Source organism: Shewanella sp. 10N.7 (genome assembly GCF_020806285.1).
GTDB classification, from domain to species: domain Bacteria; phylum Pseudomonadota; class Gammaproteobacteria; order Enterobacterales; family Shewanellaceae; genus Shewanella; species Shewanella electrodiphila.
Genome location: NZ_JAJGZS010000016.1, coordinates 21,881 through 37,933, shown reverse-complemented (window position 1 = coordinate 37,933; position 16,053 = coordinate 21,881). Strand labels below are relative to the sequence as shown.

Sequence of the window (16,053 nt, the reverse complement as noted above, 5' to 3'; positions counted from 1 at the left end):
TGATCTGCAAGCAATGTTAAACATAAAAAAGGACCCTAAGGTCCTTTTTTAATGCTTGATTCTTCGCTTTGAACGATAAGCGAAAAATTAAAAGCTCGCTAACATTCCAGCAGGTAAATAGCGATTAAAGCTCGCGGTATAAAGTAAGTCTGTCGCGTTCTCAATGTCAGGTGCAAAGAAGCGATCTTTATCATAATAAGCCACCACTTCACGTAACTCAGCTTTAGCACTAGCAACCGCATCACTTGGCGCTAATGGCTTACGGAAATCCAGCCCCTGTGCAGCAGCAAGTAGCTCAACCGCTAACACACCTCGGGTATTTTCCGACATATCGCGTAAACGGCGCGCTGCAAACGTGGCCATCGAAACATGGTCTTCTTGGTTTGCTGAAGTCGGTAAGCTGTCTACTGAAGCTGGGTGAGCATAAGTTTTGTTTTCAGATGCCAATGCAGCCGCTGTCACTTGCGCAATCATAAACCCTGAGTTAACCCCGCCATTTTCCACTAAAAAGGGTGGCAGTTTAGATAAACTAGAATCGATTAATAGCGCAATGCGGCGCTCAGCAATTGAGCCTAACTCAGCAATCGCAATCGCTAAATTATCCGCCGCCATGGCCACTGGCTCAGCATGGAAATTACCACCAGAAATAATATCACCAGTGTCTTGGAAGACTAATGGGTTATCCGTCACACCATTGGATTCGACACCTAATACTTCAGCAGCATGGCGAATTTGAGTTAAACACGCACCTAATACCTGTGGCTGACAACGCAATGAATAAGGATCTTGTACCTTTTCACAATCCACGTGACTGGCACTGATTTCAGATTCATCACCCAATAAGTTACGGAAAATCGCAGCAGAATCAATCTGACCTTTTTGACCGCGTGCCGCATGAATACGTGCATCAAACGGACTACGACTGCCCATTGCCGCTTCAACACTCATTGCACCGATGACCGAACTCGCCGCAAATAAGTCTTCAGCATGGAATAAACCTTCAAGGGCTAAAGCTGTTGACGCTTGCGTGCCATTCAATAATGCTAAGCCTTCTTTGGCCGCTAATTCAATCGGCTCAAGACCTGCAATTTCCAGTCCTTCTGCTGCAGTGATAATTTGCCCTTGATAGCTCATTTCACCTTCGCCCAATAACGGCAAACACATGTGTGACAGTGGCGCTAAATCACCAGATGCACCCACTGAGCCCTTTTCAGGAATACACGGATAAACTCCTGCATTTACCAATTGAATAAGGAAGTTAATCACCTCTATGCGAATACCTGAAAAACCACGGCTTAACGAGTTAATTTTTAACACCATCATTAATCGTACGGTTGCATCTTGCATGTATTGGCCAATGCCCGCGGCATGGGACAATACAATTGAGCGCTGCAGCAGCTGTAAATCTTCAGGCGCAATTTTGGTGTTCGCCAATAAGCCGAAACCGGTATTAATACCATACACTGTGCGGCCTTCATCAAGTACTTGCTGCACTAAACCTGCACTCGTATTAATATCAGCTTTCGCTTCTTCAGCGAGTGTTACATGGACAGCACTGCGGCTAATTTTACGCAGCTGGGCTAATGATAACGTGCCAGGACTCAGCAATAATCTATGTTGTGTTGCAGTCATTACTTGACTCCTTGCATCGGTAAATCAAGACCTTGCTCTTCAGCGCAGTCAATCGCAATATCGTATCCAGCATCAGCATGGCGCATGACACCAGTGGCAGGATCATTCCATAAAACTCGACCTAAACGCTCAGCTGCATCATCGCTACCATCAGCCACAATCACCACACCAGAATGCTGACTAAAGCCCATACCAACCCCACCGCCATGATGTAACGACACCCATGTCGCGCCACTTGCCGTATTTAATAACGCATTCATTAATGGCCAATCAGACACTGCATCTGAACCATCAAGCATAGATTCAGTTTCACGGTTTGGACTAGCAACAGAGCCAGAATCTAAATGGTCACGACCAATCACGATCGGCGCCGACAGTTCGCCATTCTTGACCATTTCGTTAAACGCTAACGCTAAACGAGCACGGTCTTTCAGTCCGACCCAACAAATACGAGCAGGTAAGCCTTGGAACTCAATACGTTCGCGGGCCATATCAAGCCAATTATGTAAATGCGGATTATCAGGAATAAGCTCTTTTACCTTGGCATCAGTTTTATAAATATCTTCTGGGTCACCCGATAATGCTACCCAGCGGAAAGGGCCAATTCCTTCACAGAATAACGGACGCACGTAAGCAGGAACAAAGCCAGGGAAATCAAACGCGTTTTCTACGCCTTCTTCAAATGCCATTTGACGGATATTGTTACCATAATCAGTCGTTGCAGCGCCTGCAGCTTGCAGCGCTAACATGGCTTTGACTTGTACCGCCATTGATTGTTTCGCCGCTTTAACCACTGCAGCTTCATCTTTTAGACGCATTTCAGCAGCTTGGGCTAACGTCCAACCTTGAGGTAAATAGCCGTTTAACGGATCATGTGCCGAAGTTTGATCGGTTACTACATCAGGCGTTACACCGCGCTCAACTAGCTCAGCAAAAATATCCGCTGCATTACCCAGTAATCCTACAGAGACAGGAGTACCTGATGCATTCGCTTGCTCAATCATGGCTAATGCTTCATCCAGTGAAGTGGCTTTTTTGTCGACATAACGAGTACGTAAACGAAAATCGATGCGGGTTTCGTCGACTTCACATGCCAGTACTGAGTAACCTGCCATAGTGCCAGCAAGAGGTTGTGCACCACCCATACCACCAAGACCACCTGTTAAAATCCACTTACCTGCAGCACTGCCATTAAAATGTTGTTTTGCCATGGCAACGAAAGTTTCGTAAGTCCCCTGAACAATCCCTTGGGTACCAATATAAATCCATGAACCTGCGGTCATTTGGCCATACATGGCCAGGCCTTTTTTATCGAGTTCATTAAAATGTTCCCAGTTAGCCCAATGCGGCACTAGGTTTGAGTTTGCGATAATCACGCGCGGGGCATTGCTATGGGTTTTAAACACGCCAACTGGTTTGCCTGACTGCACTAATAAGGTTTCATCGTCTTCAAGACGTTGAAGCACTTCAATGATCTTGTCATAACACTGCCAATCACGAGCTGCGCGGCCGATACCACCGTATACGACTAAGTCTTCAGGGCGCTCGGCGACATCAGGATGAAGGTTATTCATTAACATGCGCATGGCAGCTTCTGTTAGCCAGCTTTTACATGCGAGCGTAGTGCCATGAGGCGCAATAATATTGCGACTAGGGTCGTGTCTGTTATTCATTGTACTTCCTTCAATTATCTTCAATCGTTTCGCACTGACTGCGCTAACGATTTGGCTTTATTATTGATTTACTGACTAAAAGTTAAATGACCACCTAGGCTAAATTTGCTACCTGGATGGGTTAAACGGGCAAAACTCACCACACCTTTACGAGACCAGGTGCGACGTATAATTTGTAAACAAGGTTCAGCTGCAGTAATGGCAAGCAGCTGCTGGGTTTGCTCATTGGCAATCACGGCTTCAACGGTATGACGAGCCTCAGTTAAAGGCGCAACTCGAGATAAATACTCATGGGGCGTCAGTTGATTAAAATCTTGCTGTAAATAATCAGGGATCATTTGTGGGTTCACATAACGCTCTTCTACCTGCAGGGGTTGCTCTTGTTCGCAATGCACCAACACAGAATAAAACACAGGGCTACCTTCTTCTAAGCCCAGCGAGATCGCCACCGCACCTTCTGCGCGAACTTGCGACAAGGCTAACTGTTTAACGCTATAGCCATGGCCGCGCTCTTTAATTTCATCGGCAATATTACGAATATTTAGCAGCGATGATTGAGACTTCAGCCCAGCGACAAAGGTACCTAGACCCTGGCTTCTTTCTAACACACCAGATGCAACTAACTCAGTTAATGCTCTGCGGGCGGTCATACGACTACAGTCCATTAATTCAGTTAACTGGTTTTCTGATGGCACTCGATCATTTTCTTTCCATTCGCCCGACTCAATACGGGCTAAAATGTGCTGCTTGATTTGCTCAAATTTTGCTAATGCCATTGTGTTATCCAATCTGGTTATCAGGTCAATCGTGGTTATTAGGTCTATTGTCATCAGGGCTTTATTGCTGCAAACAACACCGATATCATGGAATAATGGGTGATGAAAGCCACTTAATGGCTAAAAACTCAGCACCAACCTTACCTTGTATATACAAGTAAAAACAAGTATTGTTTTGCTATTATTCTTTCAATTTATTGCTAATGCTGGAGTTGCCATGTCGTGGGATCATGTTTGGATAGACGTTAATTTAGCTACAATGGATCCAAACAATTCAGCCGCTTACGGTGCCATTACCGATGCCGCTATTGCAGTTAAAGATGGCAAAATTGCATGGCTTGGGCCTCGAAAAGAATTGCCTGATTTCGATGTGTTTTCGATGCCGGTATACCGCGGCAGAGGTGGATGGATAACCCCTGGTCTTATTGATGCTCACACCCACTTAGTGTTTGCTGGTAGTCGCGCCAATGAATTTGAAATGCGCCTTGAAGGGGCAAGTTATGAAGATATCGCCCGCGCTGGCGGCGGCATTATATCAACGGTTAACGCTTGTCGAAAAGCTGAAGAATCAGAGTTATTCGAGCTTGGCCGTCAACGCTTAAATGCCCTAGCCAAAGAAGGTGTTACGACCGTTGAAATCAAATCAGGTTATGGCCTAGATACTGAAACCGAGGTCAAACTGCTAAAAGTGGCTCGCGAGCTTGGCCGTAATCATCATGTAGATGTCAAAACTACTTTCCTTGGCGCTCATGCAATTCCACCAGAGTACAAAGACGATGTTGAGGGCTATGTGGATTTGGTCGTCAATGACATGCTGCCAAAGGTTATTGAGCAAGGTCTTGCTGATGCTGCAGACGTATTTTGTGAGAATATTGCCTTTAATTTAGCCCAAACAGAAAAAGTACTTACCGCAGCTCAACAAGCTGGACTGGATATCAAACTCCATGCTGAGCAGTTATCCAATATGGGCGGCTCTGCGTTAGCCGCTAAGCTTGGCGCTAAATCTGTCGATCACATCGAATACCTTGATGAAGACGGAGTTAAAGCACTCGCGGCCAGTGGCACTTGTGCCACATTACTGCCTGGTGCCTATTACTTCTTACGTGAAACTCAGATGCCACCGATTGAGTTGCTGCGCAAACATCAAGTGCCTATTGTGGTTGCCAGTGACTTTAACCCAGGTTCATCACCAATTTGCTCAATCCTATTAATGCTTAATATGGCCTGTACACTGTTTAGGTTAACCCCTGAAGAAGCACTCAAAGGTATTACCGCAAACGCAGCAAAAGCGCTGGGAATAGAAGAAAAGGTCGGTGTTTTAGCCCAAGGCATGCAGGCTGACTTTTGCTTGTGGGATATCACCACCCCTGCTCAACTTGCCTACTCATACGGCGTTAACCCATGCAAAGATGTGGTTAAAAATGGCGTGTTAGTTCATCAATAATGCGGACCAGAGTCTGATTTCAACACAAAAAAGCCGACAAACTTTTTTACTTAGTTATGTCGGCATAATTTGCGATTCTAATGACTAAAGCTGTCGATTGAAAAAACAGCCTATTTATTCAAGTTCACTCACTGGAAGCCAGTTCACCTTCACACCCGCTTGCAAGAACATATCTTGGCTGACTTTAATTTTATCACCCCAACGAGAAAGAAAATCTTCACTTTGCTCAGGGCAATAAACACCAGTGATCCCAGTTTGAATAATTTTTGCAGCGCAATTAGGACAAGGAAAATGCGTCACCCAGATATCACAGTCACCTAAATCACGCTTGGCGAACAAAATGGCATTTTCTTCTGCATGTAATGTTTTCAGTAATTTCATTTCACGGTCATCGGTTTCAGCACTATCCGAAATCCCGTGGGGATAACCGTTAAAACCGACTGAAACAATACGGTTATGCTTAGTGATCACCGCGCCAACTTGCGTTGATGGATCTTTACTCCATGATCCAACTAGCTCAGCCATCTGAAAAAATCGTTTTGCCCATTTTGAAATCATAGTGACAGCCTCAAAAGTTGAAATAAAACACCTGTTATATGTCTATTCATAATACCTAAACTTCACCGTATTGGCAGCTAAATACATGGAATATCATTGATTTGAAGATAACTGCTATTCTAGACACCAATTTGACTAGCCATCAGACCCAATAAAGCTTAGGATCTTGAACAAGCAAATTTAAGGATTGGAGTACGTAGACACTATGGGTATTAGAGCGATTATCGTAGATACAGCTGGCACCACGACTGATCTTGATTTTATTCACGATGTACTATTTCCTTATTCAAAAAAAGCCATGGGCGACTTTCTGAATAAGAATCAGCACAACCCATTGGTTGAATACTGTATTAGTGATGTACGCGATCTTGCACTAGAACAAGACGCCTCTGTTGAACGCGTAACAGAAATCCTCGCGCAATGGATTGATGAAGACCGCAAAGCAACACCACTTAAAACCCTTCAAGGTCTTATTTGGAAACAAGGTTATGCATCTGGCGAGTTCACCGGTCATATCTACCCAGATTTCATCGACGCGATCCCACGATTTGAAGCCGCTAACATGCGAATCTATAGCTTCTCGTCTGGCTCTGCTGAAGCACAAAAAATGCTTTTCAGCCATAGTGATGCGGGTGATTTAACCCCTAAATTTAGTGGTCATTTCGATACGCGTACGGGTAACAAATTAGATAAGCAAGCTTACTGTAATATCTTAAACACCATCAGCTTAAGCCCTAAACAAGTGCTATTCGTTTCTGATGTTGTTGAAGAATTAAAAGCGGCAGAAGCGGCAGGATTACATACTCGCCAAATGGTACGTTTTGATAATCAAAAAACCGCTAAATTTGCGCAAATCAGTGACTTCTCAGGATTAGATATCGACGCATAAAGATGTCTGTCCTAATATAAAAAAACGGCCTCTGTGGCCGTTTTTTATTGCCTGTTGTAACGTCGGCAGTGACATCTAGAGCTAGAGCTAAATCTAGAACTAAAACTAGAGCGACGCTTTAACACAGCTAAATATCCTCATTAAACAGTAGCACCACACTGCCACCACTTAGGGCACTATCAATATTGACCGTGACGCCAATCCCTACATTGGTCAGCCAAGATGACAATGAAGGGGTTTCAACTATCCAGCCTAGACCGGTTTCGTAATAGTGATTTGTGTTCATTGTTGCCACTGCATCACCCGTTAAATCTATGCGTTTGAATAGGAAGCGCATTTCATTGCGCAGGTTCATCATTGGCGGAAGTGCGTAATGAAAAATAAAAGCATTACTGAAACGACCGACATTAGGCGAGCCATCTTGCTGCGGGGAGTCTGTATCAAACAGTTGCCCACAAGCATAGTTATAACGGCTGATGAATTGCCACTTATTACCCCACAGCGTATCTTGATAGTGCAACTCAATGGTAGGGTCGAGCATCCAAGCTGCATATGAGGTATTAAACAAGCTGCCATCTTGCTCATCTTGAAAATCACCAAAATCGCTGCGATAGTCAAAGTCATTTTCATACCATATCAAATGCGCACCCACGGCTAATTGTAACCACCACTTGTCCGATAACAGATACTTCCAGCGCTGCTCAGCAAACAGTAAATAACTTTTCTCATTAAGTTTATCAACCAGTGTTATATCGTCTGATAGCTGTAATGACTGCTTAGAATTGATATAAGAAAATTTTGCAAATGTCGCTCGCTGCCATTCATCTTCTTTACCTTGCCAGTCACTTTCCCAGGGGATTGAATAAACACTAAGCTCTTTTCTACGCTGTATTGAAGTCTCCGATCCTGCATCGAATCGGTCAAGACTAACAATATTGTTAGGGTCAAAATTGACTACGCCCAGTGAGATTAAACCTGCATCAGATAACACGATAGCTGAAGCAATATTACCTTTAGCAATATCGCTGATGCTTTGCTCAATCACAGGTGCTGACATTGAAGCCTTTGCCAGCAACATAGATAAGCCGATAAAGATGCTATTACGGATCATGACTCCTCTTTAGCAGGAAAAGCCGGTGACACGCATGCTTTCACATCAAATGAATACCCATATCGGCTTTCATCTTTTGCCGTGGGCAATACTTGTAAGATCTCATAGTCATTGAGTTCAACCACTTTACTATTGGGTTCAGATTCACAACGAGAATACTGGTTACCCTCAAAATAATAGATAAAATTGGCAATCGTCATTCTTACCATCAAGCGATAACTCTCTCGAATAATATCGTAACGTCGCTCAGCCGCTTTATCCGCCCCCACATCCAAACGTGTAACCTCGTTTTGTTGTACTTGTTTAATAGATTGTTGAACGGCATCCTCAATCACCTTTTGAGTACTCGCGGCGATATCTGGAGGAGTCACTTCGCTAACACTCGAAGTCACAGGTTCAGGCGCTGGCATTGACTCAGTAGAGCTAAGGTTTTCTAAGTTCACAACAGCTAAAATTGTCTCAGTCTCTGCCTTAGGTTCTGCCTCAGTCTTAGTCTCTGCATTAGCTTCGGCAATTTTCGCACCGACGGCTGAGAGCTTCTGCAAACCAGCTTCAATATCTTCAGTTTTTTCACCCGTTTCCTCTTCTAACAATTTGATCATTTTGGCTCTGGGATCACTGGTTTCAAAGGTGTTCTCAATATCACTTAATAAATACAGGTTAGCTAACACCACGTAAGCCAATATCATTCGCAGCAATATAGTGCGTTTTCGGTAATGCTCACTATTAGTAAAACGTATTGATTTAACGCCAAGCAAGTTAAGTAGTGGCATCAATACAAAGTAAATTGGGATGACGGCTTGCAGCAACATTAAAGCCACTCCGCTAACCAGTACGAACCATACCGGCATATAAAGCAGAATAACGAGATTGTGGGTATAGGTTAAATGATCTGCATCAACGCCTGAAACTTCATTAACTACAGAGGCTGCCCACACCAACGAAAAGTTAGCAATAATGGCGTAAAACAACAGCAGAAATGCTTTACCCGCTAAGCTATGCCAAGTTTTAGTAAACAATGGCCAAAACTCAATCATCATTGCAATCATGGCAATGATCCCCACCATCGTCACTCCATCAGTGGTAAACATCAAAAGAAAGGCGATGAAATACAACTTTTGCGCCACGGTCAGCTTACCGATGATGGTCTTAATATAACTGAGTATCACTCGAGGCAAGGCCGATACACTCTCAACGGGGCGATAAAGTAACTGCTGTAATCGTGGGTAGTTAAAAGAGTTCAAACGACGCATTCCATAGCAAATAGTGGTTTAACATTATCAAAACATATTGCCCAATTGATAGCAAAGCATTCCATGCTTGTTGAACTAGGTTTTGCCTGTTAACCTGAATAAAAATCAAACAAGCGTTTAACTTTATTAGGGAGCAAGATTTATATGGACCAGTTTATCCAGCAGCATGCGATTATTACCGAAATTCCAGTGGCATGGGGTGAAATGGACGCACTCAATCACGTCAATAATGTGGTGTATTTTCGCTACTTTGAAACCGCTCGGATCGATTTTTTTAGCCAGATAAACATGATGGCCGATCTTAAAGAAACCGCTGTAGGCCCTGTGTTAAGTGAAACCCACGCGCGCTATAAACGACCAGTGACGTTCCCTGATACATTATTAGTCAGCGTCAATATTAGTGACGTAAAAGAAGACCGCTTTATCATGCATTACCGAATTTTCAGTAAAGCCCAACAAGCTGTTACGACCACAGGCACCGCCAATGTGGTGATGTTTAATTTTAAGACAGGCCAAAAAGCCAAGCTAACACCTGAACTACTCGCAGCGCTGGAACAGCATAAAGTAGCCGAATAGCCACTCAAAAAAAGCCCTGTATTTTGTGTATTCAAAATACAGGGCTTTAAAAAGATAAGAAACCTACCTCTATAATCTACTCAATCTCACCGGTCAGTGCAGCAAGTTGCGCTTTTACTTCATCAGACATCGGCTGACTTTTTTCAGCTTGATAGTTGTAATGCACCATCGTCGTTTTGGCTTCTGCGGTTTGACGGCCGTTTTGCCAGCAGCTTTGTGCAATCTCAAAACTACTGTTGCCCACACGGCTGATATAGGTTTTAACCGTCACTTCTGCGCCATAAAAGGTTGGTGCATTAAAGACAATATTAAAGCCTGCAATAATCATGTTCCACTTCGACAAATCTTGTCCTGGGTTCACAATATCAAACACTGGATCGCGCGCCGCCTCAAACCACACAGGGATCACCGTATTATTGATATGCCCTAATGCATCGGTTTCACAAAATCGTGGCGTGAGATTTAAACTGAATTGATTATCTGACATGCAAGCCTCTTATTTTTATTATGTGCGTTCAGTAATGATAAATAAAACAGCAGGCAGTGTATGACAGCTTTAAAAGTGAGTCACCCTATTCTGATTTTTCAAGCTCAAATGTCATCAAAGAAATCTTTATTACGGATGTATTTGTGCATGTAATGAAAGGCAAAAGGCGACACTATCCAACTAAAAAAACTTAATAAGAATCGCTTTACCGGCGATATGTTTTCATAAATCCGTTCGTTATGCAGCCACAGCATTTTCCCCACATGAAAGTAAATACCTGGCAGTGGTGGCAAAAAAGTCACCACATCAATATCACAGCAAATACGATAAGTACGTCGATGTAATAAATACGCTTTTTGAAAGCTTTTAAACCCCGGTGACGGCTGGCCAAAAGTCACCACCCGCTTAATTGAGTTTGGGTATAATCGCTCTAATCTATCTGCGGCTAATATTGCCATTGAGCCACCTGATGAGTGACCAGTTAGTGAAATACGCTTACCAGCCAGAATCAACGGGTTGAGGATCATTTGTAACTGAGTGAAAAGACTAATATCAGCCTCATAATGCGGTGCTATCGGGTTAGTACTTTGCTCCAATAAATAGTCATAGCCAGAATGCACATTGTAACGACACCCTTTAAACTGCTTCGCTTTCGGCCAGCACTGACAATTGAGTAGCCATTCGTTCATAGTTTGCGAACCACGAAATACCACCAGCACTTCTTTTTTATTGTCACGCCACATAACTCGGGCACATATATTACCCCAGCGATTGGCAATTTCACGATAATTACCCCTAGAAAACCCGAGCTTTTCTGGCTCAAAGTCAGCACGGTAAGTGACCTTACATAACACGGCATAACGTTCGTATTGATAGCGTTTAAGTTTTTTCAAAAGTTACATATTCACAGGAATAAACTAACCAGAGAATAGTCGGCTTTTATGACACTTATGTGATGATCATTTATACAAAAATAATTGAGACAAAAACAACAGACACAAAAAAGGACGCTAATGCGTCCTTTATAATATGCTCAGAAAAAATTACTTAGCGTACATCGCATTAATTTCACGATCATACTTAGAGTAAATCTTCTTACGGCGCAGCTTCATCGTGGGGGTAATTAACCCTGATTCCATTGAAAATGCTTCAGGCAGTAAGGTGAATTTTTTAATTTTTTCAAAGCCTGCTAATTCGTGTTGTAGCTCTTTTAAACGTTGTTCAAAGTGCTCAACAACTTGGCTGTGGCGCAATAATTCCATTGGATTTTCAAACTTAATCTCATGCTCTTTCGCCCAAGATTCAAGTGACTCAAACGCGGGAACAATAAGCGCTGATACATAGTTACGCGCGTCAGCCACAATCGCGACTTGTTCAATGAACGGGCAACAGCTGACCTTACCTTCAACACGCTGCGGCGCAATGTATTTACCATTTGATGTTTTCATCAACTCTTTAATGCGATCGGTAATATATAAATTACCTTCGGCATCTAACATGCCTGCATCACCGGTTTTTAACCAACCATCTTCGAATGCTTCAGCGGTATCTTCTGGACGATTGTAATAACCACGCATCACCGTTTCGCCGCGAACTAAAATCTCATTATTACTGCCAATTTTCACTTCCATCGCATGTAATGGCTTACCGTTAGAACCCGATACTCGGTTATCTAAGGTATTACAGGTGACAGTTGCACAAGTCTCAGTCATACCGTAACCACACAAGATTGGTACGCCAATACTATGGAAGAAACCACCAACATTCACGTCTAACGCCGCGCCGCCTACCGGCATAAACTTAAGGCGGCCACCTAATACATTTTGTAATTTGCTGAATACCAGCTTGTTGGCTAATTTCCACTGCAATGATAAACGTGTGCTTGGTCGTTTGCGCCCTTGAGTCACTTCAAATTGACGCGAACCCACACCAATAGCCCAATTAAATAGCTTCTGGCGGATCGCTGGTGCTGTACTGACTTTATCATGCACGGCGCTATACACTTTTTCTAAAAAGCGCGGTACGACACATAAGGTGTGCGGGCTTACTTCTGCAATGGCTTCTTTTACACGGTTAGTGTCACTTAAATAAACATTATGGCCACCACGGCACAGAACATAGAAGCTCCAACCGCGTTCAAACACATGGCTTAATGGCAAGAAAGCAAGCGATACATCACCCGCTTTAAAAGCAATTTCATCATCATGCTGCTCTACCATTGACGCAATATTACGATAATCAAGCATGACGCCTTTAGGATCGCCCGTGGTGCCAGATGTGTAGATAAGGGTAAGTAAGTCATCAAGGTTGGTTTGCGATAAACGAGACTCTAGCTCGGTTGCACTTGCTGGCGTTGTCTCAGCAATTAAGATGTCATCGAAATGAAAATGTTCATCTGAGGCTAATTTTACTTGGCTATCAAACACCACAATGTGTTCAACAGTAGGACATTGAGCTTGGATCTTACAAGCTGTGGCATATTGGCTTTCGTCACCGGCAAAAATCACTTTAGCGCGAGCATCATTAACGATAAAAACAGCTTGTTCCATTGGGCTAGTTGGATAAACAGGTACCACAACAGTACGTGCTTTTAGCGCACCAATGTCAGCGCAGCTCCACTGTGGGCTGTTTTGCGCCACAATTACCACTTTATCTTGAACAGCTAAACCAAAGTCGATTAACAGCTGTGCCACTTTATTAGTAATAGTATCAAACTGACTCCATGAAACTTTGTTCCAAGGAGCTGCCATCTCAAATCCTTCGAGTGCAATGTTATCTTCTAGCGCTTTACTTTGCTCTTGCAGAAGTCTGACTATATGAAATTTTTCGAGAGACATTAATAATTACCTTTTAGCTTACAAGTGTTCCGCTTTTTGGCATTCTACTGTATGCCTCCCATAAAAATAAGAGTTTTTAGTCTAAATTAGCGTCAATTCACAGAATAAGGTCGTTTTTTACAAACCAGCAACACCATTTTTCCATAATTTGTTTCTGCTGATAACGAGTAAAACTCCCATTAACAGGAGTAAACCTAAATCTCCCCAATAATAGCCAACGTTTATAGAACCTTGCTCCCGTAAGCCAACTAATGAAGTTGAAAGCCATATAGCACTACTAAAGACAAGCATCATAGATAAGCTAACGTGCAGAGTAGATCGACTCATTGCACCGAACGCTAATGCCAAACCAGATGCCCAAGTCGTCGTTGCGACGATATGTAAGCCCACCATCAGGGTTATCTGTGAGTTAAACAGAGCAGATAACAGGGTTATCAGTGACATAATCATTATCACGATACCCATTAAACGTAATTGCGACTTAAAAAACTGCTCTACCAAGCCAGCTTTACCGCTAAAGCTTGGTAGCATATATAGCGTCTCGGCTGCGCGCCAACGCTGAACACGTGTCCAGTGAATTAATGCGCATACCATAATCATTAACTGAGAAAGCACCATTAAAATGGGAAAGTCTGCATCTATGTAAGCTGCAAATAACACCCCAACAGCACTTAATACCAATGAAGCAATCAACACCATGCCGAGCATTGGGCCAATAAAAAAACTGGCAGGATGTAGGTAGCGACTTAGCTTAATAAACCAAGGGTTTTGTCCCACTATTGGGCCAACCATCCACCCCGTTTCTAGGCCATTTAAATATATGGCACGAGCATCTTGATTCCAGCTGAAACGTTTTAGCTTCCGATCAATTAAGAACCCTAATAACACCGGGATCAATACAATATAATCAGCCAGCAATTGCGGAATATAGTTAATTAATTGCGGTGTAATCGGTAAGACTAAAAACACCAGCATGGCATAATTAAATCGCTGCGGTTTGATTAAACACGCATAAATAAACCCAGTACCAATACTGACAAAAAGCATCAATGTCGCGATACTGGTCAATTCACTTAGCTCAATAGCCACGAAACTCAGAAATAAGCTCACCGCCCATATACTGCTAGCTTGTATTAATACCTGCTGTCGATAATGAGGGATAAGCATTGCGCATTCATTGGCCGACAATTTAATGAATTGCCAGGCTACTGCGCAAGACATCGATAAAATAGTCATGCCTAAAGCAAGATTGATGACGTCAATTTTTTCAGGTTTAGTTATTATGGTAAGTATTGTCAGGCCACAACCCAGCAAAGCGACCATCAAAAAGCTCAGACTGCCAAAGTCTCTTAGCCATAGTGAGTAGAACCCTTTAAATGGGTTGCGAAAAGCATTTTTAGTCACTTTAGCGCTAGGTTGTGTTGAGGGCGACGGGCTATTCATCGGTGAAGTTCCATGAATAGTTGTTCAAGATTTAATGAGGTAGTATTTACCACGCCAGCAATGTCGATTTGATCGGCATTATCCACTAACACTTGTTGCTGATTGCGATTTAACACCGTTAACCCCTCGGGTAAATCTTGGTTATCTGCGAGTTGCACTAAAACAACCTCTTCCCGTAAGGCATCAATTTCTTTAAACAAGACTAATTCACCTTGTTTGAGCAGCGCGACATGGCTGGCAACACGTTCAAGATCGGAGGTAATGTGAGATGAGAATAGCACTGCAGAGCCAGACTCAAGCGCTAACTCAAATAAGTCACCCATAAACTGACGACGCACAATAGGGTCTAAACTGGCAACAGGTTCATCAAGGATCAGTAACTGGGGACGATACGCCATCGCCATAATTAGCGCTAAAGATTGACGCTGCCCTACTGATAACTTTTGCACTTGTTGTTTACTATCAAGCCCAAAACGAGCCAACCAATCAGTTTCAAGTGCTTTATCCCATTGTGGGTAAAAACTACTGTGTAATTCAAGTGCACTGGCAATAGTGAAACCTTCATAACCAAACGGCTGTTGTGGCACATAGCCAATTTTAGCCTTCGCATCAATAGACAGGTCAGTGGCGGTTTCACCTAGAGTAGTAATATTACCTGCATCAATTTCTAAAATGCCTAATGCTGCACGCATTAAGGTCGATTTACCCGCCCCGTTTTGCCCCAATAAGCCCACAACCATGCCAGCCGATAAGCTAAAGCTCAGTTGGGTTAATACAGCTTGGTCATCAAATCGTTTATCGACTTGTTGAAACTCGAGAATCACTTCAGAGTGTTCCATCAACTTGTTCCTTGTTATCTTGCGCTTACTGCTTGCTGTTATCAGTATTTAAAAAGATTAAATTAAGCTAGGACTACTTATCCCACTGCTGCTCCATCAACGACTTTAGATCATCCAAACAAATGCCTAATTGCTTAGCTTTAGTTATTAAATCATTGGCTTGAGATTCTAATAACTGCAAACTTGTCGTCGTAGGCGCATCTTGCTTATTAGCAACACGAGTAGGTTGCCCACGGCGGCGCTCTAGCCAGCCTTGTTCAACTAATTGCTGAATGGCACGGGATACTGTCATCGGGTTAACCGCTAAATGTTCAGCAAGTTGCCTCACTGATGGCAGTACTTGATCTACCTGCAGTTGGCCGCCCACAATCAATCGCACGATTTGTTCATGCAATTGTCGATAAATAGGTTCACCACTACTGGGGTTGACTTTTATTAGTTCTAGCATTAGCCTTTACTTACTGTATTAATACATTGATACACCGATACACTAATGTTAAGTTACCACAATCATCCTGAAATGCAAAAAGGAAAG

Annotated in this window: 15 protein-coding genes; 3 read left to right on the top strand and 12 right to left on the bottom strand. The window is 43.1% G+C overall.

Annotation, left to right across the window (positions count from 1 at the left end; genetic code table 11):
* Nucleotides 1-87 precede the first annotated feature (87 nt).
* The 3 genes from hutH to hutC form a co-directional block, all read right to left on the bottom strand.
* Nucleotides 88-1,632 carry a histidine ammonia-lyase gene (hutH, locus tag LMH66_RS11495; protein ID WP_102527570.1) on the bottom strand — a complete coding sequence of 515 codons (1,545 nt, stop codon included), beginning with the start codon at nt 1,630-1,632 and terminating at the stop codon, nt 88-90.
* Nucleotides 1,632-3,305 carry a urocanate hydratase gene (hutU, locus tag LMH66_RS11490; protein WP_229370171.1) on the bottom strand — a complete coding sequence of 558 codons (1,674 nt, stop codon included), beginning with the start codon at nt 3,303-3,305 and terminating at the stop codon, nt 1,632-1,634. The genes hutH and hutU overlap by 1 nt, the downstream gene beginning before the upstream one ends.
* Nucleotides 3,306-3,373: 68 nt before the next feature.
* Complete coding sequence (gene hutC, locus LMH66_RS11485) at nt 3,374-4,081, bottom strand: histidine utilization repressor (RefSeq protein WP_229370170.1); 708 nt, start codon at nt 4,079-4,081, stop codon at nt 3,374-3,376.
* Between the two features lie 217 nt (nt 4,082-4,298).
* Between hutC and hutI the strand changes: the two genes are divergently transcribed.
* Nucleotides 4,299-5,525 (top strand): imidazolonepropionase, encoded by a 1,227-nt coding sequence (gene hutI / locus LMH66_RS11480; protein ID WP_229370169.1) that lies wholly within the window; start codon nt 4,299-4,301, stop codon nt 5,523-5,525.
* 114 nt (nt 5,526-5,639) lie between these two features.
* Here hutI and LMH66_RS11475 read toward each other — a convergent pair whose 3' ends face one another.
* Nucleotides 5,640-6,083, bottom strand: coding sequence for a dCMP deaminase family protein (locus LMH66_RS11475; protein WP_102527566.1), 444 nt, complete (start codon nt 6,081-6,083; stop codon nt 5,640-5,642).
* Nucleotides 6,084-6,288: 205 nt separating this feature from the next.
* Here LMH66_RS11475 and mtnC point away from each other — a divergent pair, with 205 nt between their 5' ends.
* Complete coding sequence (mtnC, locus tag LMH66_RS11470; protein WP_102527565.1) at nt 6,289-6,972, top strand: acireductone synthase; 684 nt, start codon at nt 6,289-6,291, stop codon at nt 6,970-6,972.
* A 127-nt stretch (nt 6,973-7,099) separates the two neighbouring features.
* Here the strand turns inward: mtnC and LMH66_RS11465 are convergent, their stop codons facing one another.
* Together LMH66_RS11465 and LMH66_RS11460 are read right to left on the bottom strand one after the other, a co-directional pair.
* Nucleotides 7,100-8,083 carry a Solitary outer membrane autotransporter beta-barrel domain gene (locus LMH66_RS11465; protein WP_229370168.1) on the bottom strand — a complete coding sequence of 328 codons (984 nt, stop codon included), beginning with the start codon at nt 8,081-8,083 and terminating at the stop codon, nt 7,100-7,102.
* Nucleotides 8,080-9,327, bottom strand: a complete 1,248-nt coding sequence (locus LMH66_RS11460; protein ID WP_229370167.1) for a hypothetical protein — start codon at nt 9,325-9,327, stop codon at nt 8,080-8,082. The genes LMH66_RS11465 and LMH66_RS11460 overlap by 4 nt, the downstream gene beginning before the upstream one ends.
* Before the next feature lie 153 nt (nt 9,328-9,480).
* On the opposite strand from LMH66_RS11460, the gene LMH66_RS11455 reads away from it, so the two are divergent.
* Complete coding sequence (locus LMH66_RS11455) at nt 9,481-9,912, top strand: acyl-CoA thioesterase (RefSeq protein ID WP_229370166.1); 432 nt, start codon at nt 9,481-9,483, stop codon at nt 9,910-9,912.
* Between the two features lie 76 nt (nt 9,913-9,988).
* Here the strand turns inward: LMH66_RS11455 and LMH66_RS11450 are convergent, their stop codons facing one another.
* The 6 genes from LMH66_RS11450 to LMH66_RS11425 all read right to left on the bottom strand — a co-directional run bounded on the left by LMH66_RS11450 (nt 9,989) and on the right by LMH66_RS11425 (nt 15,966).
* The gene (locus LMH66_RS11450; RefSeq protein WP_229370165.1) at nt 9,989-10,399 is read right to left on the bottom strand and encodes an acyl-CoA thioesterase; all 411 of its coding nucleotides are present in this window, start codon (nt 10,397-10,399) and stop codon (nt 9,989-9,991) included.
* 104 nt (nt 10,400-10,503) lie between these two features.
* Nucleotides 10,504-11,292, bottom strand: a complete 789-nt coding sequence (locus tag LMH66_RS11445) for a lipase family protein (RefSeq protein WP_102527560.1) — start codon at nt 11,290-11,292, stop codon at nt 10,504-10,506.
* Nucleotides 11,293-11,442: 150 nt separating this feature from the next.
* Complete coding sequence (locus LMH66_RS11440) at nt 11,443-13,236, bottom strand: AMP-dependent synthetase/ligase (RefSeq protein WP_229370164.1); 1,794 nt, start codon at nt 13,234-13,236, stop codon at nt 11,443-11,445.
* Nucleotides 13,237-13,353: 117 nt separating this feature from the next.
* Nucleotides 13,354-14,679 (bottom strand): hypothetical protein, encoded by a 1,326-nt coding sequence (locus tag LMH66_RS11435; protein WP_229370162.1) that lies wholly within the window; start codon nt 14,677-14,679, stop codon nt 13,354-13,356.
* Nucleotides 14,676-15,518, bottom strand: coding sequence for an ABC transporter ATP-binding protein (locus LMH66_RS11430; RefSeq protein WP_229370160.1), 843 nt, complete (start codon nt 15,516-15,518; stop codon nt 14,676-14,678). Before LMH66_RS11430 ends, LMH66_RS11435 begins: the two co-directional genes overlap by 4 nt.
* A gap of 73 nt (nt 15,519-15,591) precedes the next feature.
* Nucleotides 15,592-15,966 (bottom strand): GntR family transcriptional regulator, encoded by a 375-nt coding sequence (locus LMH66_RS11425; RefSeq protein WP_229370157.1) that lies wholly within the window; start codon nt 15,964-15,966, stop codon nt 15,592-15,594.
* Nucleotides 15,967-16,053 lie beyond the last annotated feature (87 nt).

Excerpts from the sequence above, each read along its gene's own strand:
- LMH66_RS11475 (WP_102527566.1), bottom strand. The coding sequence starts at position 6,083 with ATGATTTCAAAATGGGCAAAACGATTTTTTCAGATGGCTGAGCTAGTT.
- LMH66_RS11425 (WP_229370157.1), bottom strand. The coding sequence starts at position 15,966 with ATGCTAGAACTAATAAAAGTCAACCCCAGTAGTGGTGAACCTATTTAT.
- LMH66_RS11455 (WP_229370166.1), top strand. The coding sequence starts at position 9,481 with ATGGACCAGTTTATCCAGCAGCATGCGATTATTACCGAAATTCCAGTG.
- hutC (WP_229370170.1), bottom strand. The coding sequence starts at position 4,081 with ATGGCATTAGCAAAATTTGAGCAAATCAAGCAGCACATTTTAGCCCGT.
- hutI (WP_229370169.1), top strand. The coding sequence starts at position 4,299 with ATGTCGTGGGATCATGTTTGGATAGACGTTAATTTAGCTACAATGGAT.
- hutH (WP_102527570.1), bottom strand. The coding sequence starts at position 1,632 with ATGACTGCAACACAACATAGATTATTGCTGAGTCCTGGCACGTTATCA.
- mtnC (WP_102527565.1), top strand. The coding sequence starts at position 6,289 with ATGGGTATTAGAGCGATTATCGTAGATACAGCTGGCACCACGACTGAT.
- LMH66_RS11450 (WP_229370165.1), bottom strand. The coding sequence starts at position 10,399 with ATGTCAGATAATCAATTCAGTTTAAATCTCACGCCACGATTTTGTGAA.
- LMH66_RS11440 (WP_229370164.1), bottom strand. The coding sequence starts at position 13,236 with ATGTCTCTCGAAAAATTTCATATAGTCAGACTTCTGCAAGAGCAAAGT.
- hutU (WP_229370171.1), bottom strand. The coding sequence starts at position 3,305 with ATGAATAACAGACACGACCCTAGTCGCAATATTATTGCGCCTCATGGC.
- LMH66_RS11430 (WP_229370160.1), bottom strand. The coding sequence starts at position 15,518 with ATGGAACACTCTGAAGTGATTCTCGAGTTTCAACAAGTCGATAAACGA.
- LMH66_RS11435 (WP_229370162.1), bottom strand. The coding sequence starts at position 14,679 with ATGAATAGCCCGTCGCCCTCAACACAACCTAGCGCTAAAGTGACTAAA.
- LMH66_RS11465 (WP_229370168.1), bottom strand. The coding sequence starts at position 8,083 with ATGATCCGTAATAGCATCTTTATCGGCTTATCTATGTTGCTGGCAAAG.